General features: G+C 70.0%; 12 protein-coding genes and 1 pseudogene. 3 read left to right on the plus strand and 10 right to left on the minus strand.

What is annotated here, in order from left to right:
* A pseudogene (locus tag NBW84_RS00930) lies at positions 1–211 on the minus strand (L-lysine 6-transaminase); the annotation flags it as partial.
* A 240-nt stretch (positions 212–451) separates the two neighbouring features.
* On the opposite strand from NBW84_RS00930, the gene NBW84_RS00935 reads away from it, so the two are divergent.
* The gene (locus NBW84_RS00935) at positions 452–2,269 is read left to right on the plus strand and encodes a protein kinase domain-containing protein (protein WP_250280788.1); all 1,818 of its coding nucleotides are present in this window, start codon (positions 452–454) and stop codon (positions 2,267–2,269) included.
* Between the two features lie 247 nt (positions 2,270–2,516).
* Here the strand turns inward: NBW84_RS00935 and NBW84_RS00940 are convergent, their stop codons facing one another.
* The 8 genes from NBW84_RS00940 to NBW84_RS00975 form a co-directional block, all read right to left on the minus strand.
* Complete coding sequence (locus tag NBW84_RS00940; protein WP_250280789.1) at positions 2,517–3,785, minus strand: serine hydrolase domain-containing protein; 1,269 nt, start codon at positions 3,783–3,785, stop codon at positions 2,517–2,519.
* Between the two features lie 68 nt (positions 3,786–3,853).
* A complete protein-coding gene (locus NBW84_RS00945; RefSeq protein ID WP_250280791.1) occupies positions 3,854–4,444 on the minus strand; it encodes a hypothetical protein in 591 nt (196 codons plus the stop codon).
* Position 4,445: 1 nt separating this feature from the next.
* Entirely contained in the window at positions 4,446–4,808 is a 363-nt protein-coding gene (locus NBW84_RS00950; protein ID WP_250280792.1) for a PadR family transcriptional regulator, read from the minus strand.
* 287 nt (positions 4,809–5,095) lie between these two features.
* On the minus strand, positions 5,096–5,314 hold the full coding sequence (locus NBW84_RS00955) for a type II toxin-antitoxin system HicA family toxin (protein WP_250280794.1): 219 nt from the start codon (positions 5,312–5,314) through the stop codon (positions 5,096–5,098).
* A complete protein-coding gene (locus tag NBW84_RS00960; protein WP_250280796.1) occupies positions 5,314–5,532 on the minus strand; it encodes a type II toxin-antitoxin system HicB family antitoxin in 219 nt (72 codons plus the stop codon). Before NBW84_RS00960 ends, NBW84_RS00955 begins: the two co-directional genes overlap by 1 nt.
* 603 nt (positions 5,533–6,135) lie before the next feature.
* Positions 6,136–6,879, minus strand: a complete 744-nt coding sequence (locus NBW84_RS00965) for a C1 family peptidase (protein WP_250280798.1) — start codon at positions 6,877–6,879, stop codon at positions 6,136–6,138.
* 238 nt (positions 6,880–7,117) lie between these two features.
* Positions 7,118–7,423, minus strand: a complete 306-nt coding sequence (locus NBW84_RS00970) for a protease inhibitor I42 family protein (RefSeq protein ID WP_445548601.1) — start codon at positions 7,421–7,423, stop codon at positions 7,118–7,120.
* Between the two features lie 146 nt (positions 7,424–7,569).
* Positions 7,570–7,809 carry an MMPL family transporter gene (locus NBW84_RS00975; RefSeq protein ID WP_250280802.1) on the minus strand — a complete coding sequence of 80 codons (240 nt, stop codon included), beginning with the start codon at positions 7,807–7,809 and terminating at the stop codon, positions 7,570–7,572.
* 201 nt (positions 7,810–8,010) lie between these two features.
* Here NBW84_RS00975 and NBW84_RS00980 point away from each other — a divergent pair, with 201 nt between their 5' ends.
* Positions 8,011–9,588 carry an AAA family ATPase gene (locus tag NBW84_RS00980; protein WP_250280804.1) on the plus strand — a complete coding sequence of 526 codons (1,578 nt, stop codon included), beginning with the start codon at positions 8,011–8,013 and terminating at the stop codon, positions 9,586–9,588.
* Positions 9,557–9,871: an LppP/LprE family lipoprotein gene (locus NBW84_RS00985; RefSeq protein WP_445548443.1), complete on the plus strand. Its 315-nt coding sequence runs from the start codon at positions 9,557–9,559 to the stop codon at positions 9,869–9,871. The genes NBW84_RS00980 and NBW84_RS00985 overlap by 32 nt, the downstream gene beginning before the upstream one ends.
* 44 nt (positions 9,872–9,915) lie before the next feature.
* Here the strand turns inward: NBW84_RS00985 and NBW84_RS00990 are convergent, their stop codons facing one another.
* The gene (locus NBW84_RS00990; RefSeq protein ID WP_250280824.1) at positions 9,916–10,689 is read right to left on the minus strand and encodes an SDR family NAD(P)-dependent oxidoreductase; all 774 of its coding nucleotides are present in this window, start codon (positions 10,687–10,689) and stop codon (positions 9,916–9,918) included.
* Between the last annotated feature and the right edge of the window lie 8 nt (positions 10,690–10,697).

Genomic DNA, 10,697 nt, shown 5'->3' on the forward strand with positions numbered 1-10,697 from the left:
CCGCCGTGACCGCCGTGACCGCCGTGACCGCGGGACCAAAAATAGCGGGCGTGGCCGTGCCGGCGGGCGCGTCGACGAGCGTGCCGCGCGCGGCCGGGCGGGTGCGCGCGGGAGGGGCCGCGGTGGCGGCCCACCCCCGGACGGGCGCGGCCGTCGGCGTCGGTGTGGCGGTGGCGCCGGATGTGGCGCCGGATGTGGAGGTGGTCGACATCCTGCTTCCCCTTTCCGTGCGGAGCTCCCCAAGGGAAAAGAAATCTTTCCGTTGATACCTTGAGATCATTAATATACTAGATCAAATTTCCGAGATCCAGAGAAATTTTTTTGCCCTACGTCGATAACGCCGAATGATCGACATAAGCCACCTGGCGCCGGCAGCGGGTGACGGGTATCAGGGAGAATCAGGTGCGCCAGCCGCCGGTGCCGCGGGTGGACGGCGTCCGAAGGGAGAAGCGTGCTCCAGCCACTGTCCAGCGACGACCCGCGACAGATCGGGCCATACCGGCTACAGGGCCGGATCGGCGCCGGTGGCATGGGCACCGTCTACCTCGGGTTCGGCGCGGACGGCCGGCCGGCGGCGGTCAAGGTGCCCTCCCCCGGCCTCGCCGACGACCCGGAGTTCCGCAGCCGCTTCCGCACTGAGGTCGCCGCCGCCCGGCGGGTACGCGGCGGCAGTGTGGCCGCCGTCCTCGACGCCGACCTCGACGGCCCGCGCCCCTGGATGGCGGCCGAATACGTCGAGGGCCGCAGCCTGACCGACGCGGTGGCCGGGCGCGGGCCCTTCACCGGGCACCTGCTCGACGGGCTGGCGGTCGGGCTCGCCGACGCCCTGGTCGCCATCCACGCCGCCGGCGTGATCCACCGCGACCTCAAGCCGTCCAACATCCTGGTCACCTGGGAGGGCCCGAAGGTCATCGACTTCGGGATCGCGCGGGCGGCCGACTCGACCAGCCACACCCGCACCGGCACCCTGATCGGCACCATCGTCTGGATGGCCCCCGAGCAGCTGCGGGGTGAGCGCGCCGGCCCCGCCGCCGACATCTTCGCCTGGGGCGCCTGCATGGCCTTTGCCGCCACCGGCCGCCAGCCGTTCGCCGGCGAACGGCCCGAGGCGGTCGCAGTACAGATCATGACCGCCGAGCCCGACCTCACCGGCGTCCCCGCCCACCTCGCCCCGGTGCTGGCCACGGCGCTCGACAAGGACCCGGCACGGCGCCCGACCGCCGCGCACCTCGTCGCCCGGCTCGTCGGGCACGACGTCGCCGACGCGGGCGAATCCGTCCGGGCGACCGAGACCGCCCTGGCCCGCTGGTGGTTACTGACACCCCCGCCCACCTCGGCGCCCGCCGGGCCGCCGCCCGCCGCCGGGCCGCCGGCCGACGCCTACCAGCAGCCGTTCCAGCAGCAGTCCTATCCCCAGGCGCCCTACCAGCAGACGGCGCCACCGGGGTTCGGGCACACACCGGCCCACCAGCCGCAGTGGGACCAGACACCGGCCGGCCATCACCACCCACCACACAACGCACCGGGCCATGGCCCTGATTACGGCCCCGGTCACAGCCCCGGTCACAGCCCGGGCCCGGCGTACGGGCCGGTGCCGCCCGGCCCGTCACGGCCTCGCCGGCGCGGCCGGCTCGCCACCGTGGTGGTGGCGCTGCTGGCGCTGGCCGGCCTCGGCGGGGTGGCCACCGCGCTGACCCTGCGTGATCGGGATTCCCAGCTCAGCGCGCAGACCAGCGTGGCGTCACCGTCATACCCGCAGGTCACCAGCTCGGCCCGGACGTCGACGGCCCGCCGCAGCCCCACCGCGAGCCCACGCAGCGCCACCCCCACCCCCCTGGTCTCGCGCACCGGCACGCCGACGGCGGACGCGACGGCCGGGCAGCTCACCCTTGCCGAGGCCTCGAACATGCTCAACGAGCGCGGTTTCACCGTGACCGACCGCTCCGGCTTCGTGCGGGGACGGGCCCTCAACGTCCTGATCGGCAGGAAGGCGGACTCCCCGGCCGTCCCCCAGCAGTTCGGGTTCTTCTTCGTCGGCACCGAGATGATCGGCAAGGACTTCACCGACCCGAGCGCCGGCATCCGCGTCGCCACGGCCCGGGACACCGTCGTCGTGCTGCGCTACGCCCTGTACAAACCCGCGGACCAGACATGCTGCCCGACCGCCGGAACGGCCGACGTGACGTTCCGCTGGGACGGAACGAAGCTGAACGTGGACCCCGCGACGATCCCCCCGAGCGACCCCGCCGCCAACGGCAGCCGCCGCTGACCCGGATCATGTTCCGGCCTGGCGGCCCTACCGTGACCGGGCGTCCGCAGCCGGCCGGGCCGTCGGTGGCGGATACGGGCTCCGGAGATGGCTGAGAGCCCCGGCCGGCACGCGGTGTGCCGGGCGCGAGGCCCTCGGGTCCCTGCGTCGCTCCTACCGGGTCCGCGTATGCCCAGAAGGTCCCAACAGCGCGGGAAACCTGGAATCCCGTTTCCCAAACGGCGAGATATCCCATCGGCCGGTGGTGTCAGGAACGAGGTATCCCGCACAGAGCGTGGTCGGCTGCCGTTGCGAGCGCGGCCTCGGCGGCCGCGGGGGCGGGGGCGGGGTGGATGGTGCTGGCCAGGACGACCGTACGGGTGGTGTCCTCGTTCCAGAACGCCATGGTCTGGTATCCGAAAATGGCGCCGCTGTGGCCCCAGTTCGCTCCGCAGCGGTCCTGGACCCGTTCGATCCCGAGGCCGTAACGGAAGTCCGGGTCGGCGGGATTCTCTACCGTGGTGGTCTTCATCTCCTGGAGCATCCGGGCACGGAGCAACTCGCCGCCCATCAGGGACCGGTAGAAGTGGGACACGTCCTTGGCGCTGGAGACGATGGCACCGGCCGCCCAGGCGTGCGAGGGATTGAGCCCGGTCACGTCGAACGGCCTGCCGTCGGCCGTGGGAACGAGGTCGGCCGGGACGTATCCGTGGGCGTAGTAGCCGGGTAGCTCCCCGGTGGTGGCGGGGAATGATGTGTCGGCCAGGCCCAGTGGCTTGAAGATCCGTCGTTGGAGTTCCTCGCCCAGCGGGTGGTGAGTGATCGATTCGACGAGCAGGCCGGCGACGATGTAGTTGGTGTTGGAGTACTCCCAGGCGGTACCGGATGCGAACGCACCCGGATGGGTTTCGGCGATGGCTACGAGTTCCGTCGGGGCGAAGACCCGATTCCGGACGATGCCCGCCACCAGGCTGGGGTCGGCTGTGTAGTCGAACAGGCCGCTGGTGTGGTTGAGCAGCTGCCGAACAGTGATCTTGTTTCCGTTCCGCAGCAGGCCTGGTAACCAGCGTTCCACGGGACGGTCAAGGGTGAGGCGTCCCTCCCCGACAAGCTGGAGTACCACTGTGGCTACGAACGTCTTCGTGATGCTGCCCACCCGCACCCGGGCCTGCGGCCGCAACGGCGCACCGGTGGCCAGATCGGCGACCCCCGCGGCGGCCTGGCGGATCCCACGGTGGTCCTGCACTCGGACCACCGCGCCAGGGACGCCGGCGGCGATGCCGTCGCTCAGCAGCGTGCGCAGCTCGGGGTCGATCCTCGACGTGTCCGGCTCGGGGGCGGGATGCGCTGCCGTGCCGGCCAGGGCTGGTGCCGCCCCCGCCAGCAGGGGCGAGAGCAGAACGACGGTCGCGAGGAACGCAACGACCGGGAGGACCGTGCCAGAAGACTTCAGCCGATGTGCCCGGTGCGGGCCGCGCACGTCCGGTGAGCGGCGCCACGTGTCGGTTACAAATTCGCGGAATGCATGCCATGTCATTGCGATCTCCAACGGTTTCGCCGGTATGACAGGCCGGATCCGCCTGGCTCCAGCGCCGGGCCGCGATGTCATGCCCGGCCGCCACTTCTTTCCTCTTCGACGGCCAGTGGGGCCTGGCGGCGCTGCCGCTGCCAGGCGGATATCAGCCGCCACATCCGTCCGGTGACGAAAGCCCCGGCGAACATGAGCACGTAGACCAGCGGGGTCCAGGCTCCCCCGACGGATGTATGCGTTCCGTCGAGATAGGTGAATGTCTCGTCGCTGATCAGATAGGGGACCCCGGTCCAGCGGAAGGTGCCGGTGGCATGCGGGGCGATCGTGGTGATCCCGGCGTCGAAGGCGGTCCTTCCGGCGTGCTCGAGCAGCGTCATGAGGACGTCGACGCCGAGAACGGTGACGGCCGCGGCGGTCCAGGACGGCCGCCGGGACAGCTCGCCGTACTCGGCGGCGAGGTAGCCGGCCGCGAGGATGCGCAGATCACCGAGCTGGCGCACGGCCTGCCGGGCGCCGACGTCCTCGGCCGCGGCCCGCAGGTTGTCGCGCAGTTCCCGACGCCGGATGATCCGGGATCTACGCGGCAGGTCCTGCAGTCGGGCGTTCATCGTCCACACGGCGCGTTCGATACGCAGCCGGTCGAGAGTGCTCCGCGAGGTGGCCATGTCAGGTGTCCTCCGTTGAGGTGGGCGGGTCGGGAAGGCGCCGGACAAGCACGGGGTGGACCACCTCGGCCAGTGACAGCCAGCTTGCGGTGCCTTCCGCCAGAGCCTGGGTCCCGGCCGCGGTCGACCGGTAGTACTTGCGGGCCGGGCCGGACCGGGAGGCGACCAGGCGCGCCTCCACCCGGCCCTCGCGTTCCAGGCGTGCCAGCGCCGGGTACACGCTGCCCTCGCTGATGTCCGTCAACCCGAGCTCCCGCAGTCGCTGGACGACTTCGTAGCCGTAGGACTCACGCTCGGCGAGCAGCCGTAGCAGCAGCAACGACAGGACGCCCTTGAGGAGCTGGGGATCATGCGTCGGCGTCATAGATGAAAGCTAAGCCGAGTACCTGGCATTGTCAAGTAGTAGGTATAGGCGAGATAGGGCATGGAAGACCGGACACCGGACCGCATGCCGCCGGCGGCGCGCCGGAGAACACCGGAGAACAGATGCCGCGGCTCCACCGGACACGAGCCAAGCCGGGGAGCGTCTCGCTCCAGCACGAGGACGACTGGTGCGTGACCGGGCCAATAGCCGTGACCGGGCCAATAGCATGGCGTCGATGCCGACGCTCCTGATCGTCCACCACACGCCCCCGTCGTCGGGCGCGGCTGCTACGGGGCGAGTTCGTCGATCGTCAGGCCGATGTCGCTCAGGATGCCCCGCAAGGTGCCCTTGGCCAGGTCGCGGTCGCTGTGTACCGGGACCGTCGTTCCACGCCCGTCCGGGTGACGCATGATGTGGTGGCTGCCGTTGACTCGCGCCACCTTGAAGCCGTGGCGCTCCAGCGCGTGGACGACACGGATGCCTCGGACGGAGGGAACCGGAGGCATCAGGCCGCCACGGTGACGGACAGCTCCCGAGGAACCCCGAACTCCTCGATCAGGCCGACGAGCGCCTCGCGGAGGTCGTCCAATGCCTCCTGCTCGGTCGCGCCCTCGCCATGGGCGCCCACACCTGGACGCAGCTGGGCATGCGCGCACCACACGCCGTCCTCGTCACGCTCGATGACGATCGGGACGGTGACCGTAGTCGTGCGTGACGCCGCCATACGCCCACGATATCGCGGGCGCTGTCCTGGCACGGAACGCTCGCCACGGTCCGTGAAGCCCGCCAGGAACCCGGCACCACCGCCGCGGCGTCCCGGATGGCCCGGTTGAGGGCTGGCTACTGTGATCAAATGGTTGCCGGTTCGCCCCGGGATGACGAAGCGCCGACGCCCGGCGCGGTCGCGGCGATGGCCGCCGGCAATCATGTGTGTCCGGTCTGGCGCAACGAGCTCGGTGGTCTCACCTTCGAGATGACGGGTCCTGATGATCGACGTTTCGTCAGGTGGGCGCCGGCCGGCACTCACCTGAACCTGACCGGCGGAAGCGGCTCGCCTGCGTTCAGCCGCGCCGTTCACGCAGGTTCCGTCGGTGCTCGACGAGAGGCGGGACGGGGCGGGCAGCTGACTGATCACAGCAGGTCTTCCGGGGCACAACGCGGTCGACCCGGTCTGGAAAGCTGATCCGTTGCGCGACATCGAGGCTCGCGGAACGCCCGACACCCGTCGTGCAGATGCACCCTTGTTGTTGCACGGCACGACGGGTGGTTACCGGGAAAGGCTCGGCGAGCCCAGTCGTCGGCATTGGCGGTATTCGATATCAGGTATTTACACCTGGTACTGTCGCAGGTCCACGCCGCTGAGCTGGTCGTAGGTCCGCAGGCGCATTCGGAAAAGGCCGTTGTCGCCCCAGCCGGTGCCCCAGCTGTTTGCGTAGACGATCACGCTGTCGAACACGTTCCGCGTGTCGAGATCAACCCCGATCGCCTCGACCTCGTGGCCGCCGGCGACCCCGCTGGACCGCCATTTGGGGTCAGCGTCGATGAAGCCGGCGGCGTCCGGGTGGAAGAACGCCGCGTACCACGGCATTCCTTGCAGCACCGGGCCGTGCTGGAGCAGCTGCAGCAGACCGTAGGCGGTGCGGGCGAACCGATATCCCTTGATCGTGCCACGTGACTTGAGTACCTTGCAGATGGCCAGGCCGGACGAACCGGTATCGTCCGGTGGGTAGGTGCCGGGATAGCCGTCCACGACGGTGGCATCCTTGTACAGCGTGACGGCAAAGTCCTCCAGCGCCTTGCCGTTGCCCGCCGCGGGCAGAGCCCTACTGCCGACCGCGCTGTAGAAGGGTTCGGTGCCCAGCGCCCCGGTGCCGGCGTTCCCGGTGCACGACCCGAGCTCGCCCTGGTCGAGGATGACAATCCGGCGGTCCCAGAGCTGGTCCACCAGCTTCCCGGACATCGCCGCGACATCGTTCTCGACCATGTACGCCAGACTTCGAGCATCCAGCCACAGGTTGCGGCCGAGCCGCATTCCCTCGTGGACCGTCTCCTCGTATTTGCGATAAAGCAAGCCGCTTTCGAGTAAGCCATGAAGCGAGGCCATCCAGCCACCTCCGGTTGTCACGTCGGACGCGTTGATCATCATTGACGACGCGCCACCGATGATTCTGACACAGCGGGACGCAGACGGCTGGCATTTCTACGACGTCTGCGGTGCGCCGAGTTCCGCAGCCGGCCGGTACTCGCCGCGCGTGCGCATGCACGGATTCCACCGCCGGCGAGACGGCCGCGACGGAGCAAAGAGAAGATCAGTCCGCCACGTCGAGCTGAACGTCGAAGGTGTCGGTCACCTGGAACGACCAGCTACGCTTCTTCACCAGCCGGAGCAGCACCGGGCCGGGCTGCAGCGGCTCGAAAGTGAAGATCCGCATGCCGCCGGCGCCACGCGGCTCGGTCGGGCCCTCGTAGCGGTCGCCGATCGCTCGCAGCAGGGCCGGGTCGGTCTGCGCCTGCCAGCGGTAGCCGGTGGTCGGCGTCTCCGGCAGCTCGCAGACCACCGGCTCGCCGACCCGAACCGTCCGGCGCCTTCCAGCGTCAGCCTTCGCCAGGTACATACGTCCAGTGTGCGTGCCTGCGTCCGCCCCCGGCTACCACGAATGCGTGTCCCTCTCATTACGGATCTGGTATTGACGCATGCTCTGTATACCTTTCTATGGGCACGGTGGCGATACAACTGGCGCGGTTCGAGCAGTGGCGACGATCACGAGCGGTTGCGCTGGAAGCCTCCGGGCGGCTCGTTGACGGTTCTCGGCGAGGTCGCCGCCGCCCGCGAGGAATGCCGGAAGCTCGGCGGCGCCATGGTGCGGGCGGTGTTGGTGTCGGACCGGCCGGCCTTCAGGCCGGCGCGATGCCTGGTGATGATGAAGAGTGCGTAGTCGATACCCACGCCGAGGCCGATGAGGGCGCCGAGCGTCAGGGCGAGACCGGCGATTCGGAGCATGGCACTGAGACGAGGACCCGCCGCGGGCGTGAGTGACTCGGCGGTGACTTCACGGGGAAGCCGGATGAAACACGTAGAGCCATGCGGCCGCCCCGAGGAAGTATGGCTCTCCTGACGTCACAGCGGGTCGCTGATCGTCGATCACGGTAGGCTGGCACGCAGAGGACGCGCCACCGCGGGACCGTGGAGGGGAAGGACCGGATGAGCCGTCGGTTCAACACGGCTGGTCCGTGCAGCCCCGTCGACCATTACATGATCCCGGCGCTGGAACGGCTGCCGGCGGCGCCGGCCCTCGTCGGCCAGAATGCCTACTTCGTCGTTCATGCCCCCCGCCAGACCGGCAAGACGACCGCGCTGCGCGCGCTTGCGCAGGACCTGACCGCCCGGGGCCGCTACGCGGCGCTGCACTTCTCCTGCGAGGTCGCCGAAGCCGCCGGTGACGACTACGGCGCGGCCAACCGCGACATCCTCACCCAGATCAGGATCAACGCCGAGAGCCAGCTGGCAACGGATCTTCGCCCGCCGGCCTGGTCCGCGGAGTCGGAAGGCAGCCTGCTGCAGGTGGCCCTGCGGGCGTGGGCGCTGGCGTGCCCACGCCCACTCGTGCTGTTCTTCGACGAGATCGACGCGCTACGCGGACAGAGCCTGATCAGCGTGCTCCGCCAGCTCCGCGCCGGGTTCCCGACCCGATCCCAGGAGTTCCCCGTTTCGGTTGCCCTGTGCGGCCTGCGTGATGTCCGCGAATACAAGGCGCTCGCCGGCGGAGATCCGGACCGTCTCGGGACCGCGAGTCCCTTCAACGTCAAACTGGAGTCCCTTCGGCTCGGAGACTTCACGCCGGACGAGGTCGCCGAGCTCTACGGTCAGCACACCGCCGAGACCGGGCAGCGGTTCGCCCCGGGTGCCGTCGAACACGCCTACGAGCTCACCGCCGGCCAGCCGTGGCTGGTCAACGCACTCGCCCGCGAGGTCGTCGAGAAAATGGCCGTGCCCGCACCCGAACCAGTCACCATCGCGCACCTCGAGGACGCGAAGGAACGGCTTGTCCTGGACCGCGCCACGCATCTGGACTCGCTCGCGGCCAAGCTCGCGCAGCCGCGGGTCCAGCGGATCATCGGCCCCCTCCTGGCGGGTGATCCGTTCGCTCTCGAGCCCTACGACGATGATCTCGTCTATGTTCGTGACCTCGGCCTGATCGCGCCAAAGGCTCCGGTCCGGGTCGCGAACCCGATCTATCGGGAGGTCATCGCCCGGGTCCTGTCGTCGAGCATCCAGGAGAGCGTCACCGCCGATCCCCGGTCGTTCGTCCGCCCGGAGGGCGGTTTCGACTTCCCCAGGGTGCTCGACGAATTCGCCGACTGGTGGATCGAGAACGGTGACTTTCTGGTCAGGACGGGCTTCTACCACGAGGCGGCTCCCCAGCTGATCCTCATGGGATACCTCCAGCGTGTCGTGAACGGCGGTGGGTTTGTCGAGCGTGAGTACGCGGTCGGCACGGGTCGTGTCGACCTGCACATCCGCTGGCCCTACGTCACCGCCGACGGCTCCCGCCGTGTCCAGCGTGAGGCGTTGGAGATCAAGACCTGGCGTTCGAAGAAGACGGACCCGCTCCGCCAGGGCCTCAGGCAGCTCGACCGCTATCTCGACCGCTTCCAGCTCGGCACCGGCACCCTGGCCATCTTCGACCAGCGCCCCGCGGCCCCCCCCATCGACGAACGTACCGCCATCACCACGGTCACCAGCCCCGCTGGCCGCCCGATCACCCTGCTACGCGGGTAAGGGACAAAGCCGGACAGCGTCTTCGGGGCACGACCAACGTCTCGCCGGGCAGCCCGTCGTACCGCGCTACGACCTGTACGACCCCGCGGACAGGATCCGCTGCCCCTCCGCCGGAACGGCCGACGTGACCTTCCGCTGGGACGGAACGAAGCTGAACGTGGACCCTCCGACGATCCCCCAAGCGACCCCGCCGCCAACAGCAGCCGCCGCTGACCCGGAGCAGGGGACGGAACGAGTATGTAAGTGGCTGCTCCAGCGACCACTTACATACTCGTTCCCGTGACTCGGCCGCCTCGGCTTGGCCGCCGGTTCGGGTGGGCGGGGGTGTCAGGGCCGGCGGTGGACGTCGCGGGCGGAGGCCTGGTCGCGGGGGAAGAGGTCCAGCCGGGCTATGGTCACGTGCGGTGGGCGGGTGACCGCCCAGGTGACGGCGTCGGCGACGTCGTCGGCGGTGAGGGGGACGGTGCCGGTGTAGACCGCGGCGGCCCGTCCGGCGTCCCCGTCGAAGCGGACGAGAGAGAACTCGGTGTCCACCATGCCCGGGGCGATCTCGATGATCCGCACCGGCTGGCCGAGCAGTTCCAGCCGCAGCGTCTGGACGACCGCCGCCGCGGCGTGCTTGGCCGCGGTGTACCCGCCCCCGCCCGGGTAGACCTGATGGCCGGCGACACTGGTGACCACGACGATGCGGCCGTCACCCGAAGCGACCAGCGCGGGCAGGAAGGCCCGCACGGTACGGGCGACCCCGGCGACGTTGGCCTCCCACATCCACCGCCATCGCTCCTCCTCGGCCTCGGCCTCGTCCGCCGCCGCCACCGGGGCCAGCCCGAGCGCGCCGCCGGCGTTGCACACCACGACCTCGCAGGAGGCGACACCGGCCGCGAACGCCTGGACGGACGCGGCGTCGGTGACGTCCAGGGGACGGCTGCGGGCCGCCGGCCCGATGTCGGCGGCGACCGCCGCCAGCCGGTCGGCGCGGCGCGCGCCGAGCAGGACGTCGAAACCCGCGTCCGCCAACGCCCGCGCGCTGGCGGCACCGATCCCGCTGCTGGCCCCGGTGACCACCGCCAGTCCCCGGCGGGCATCGGCGCTGGCGGCCACGGGACGCG

Source organism: Protofrankia sp. CiP1_Cm_nod2, assembly GCF_920664355.1.
GTDB lineage: Bacteria > Actinomycetota > Actinomycetes > Frankiales > Frankiaceae > Protofrankia.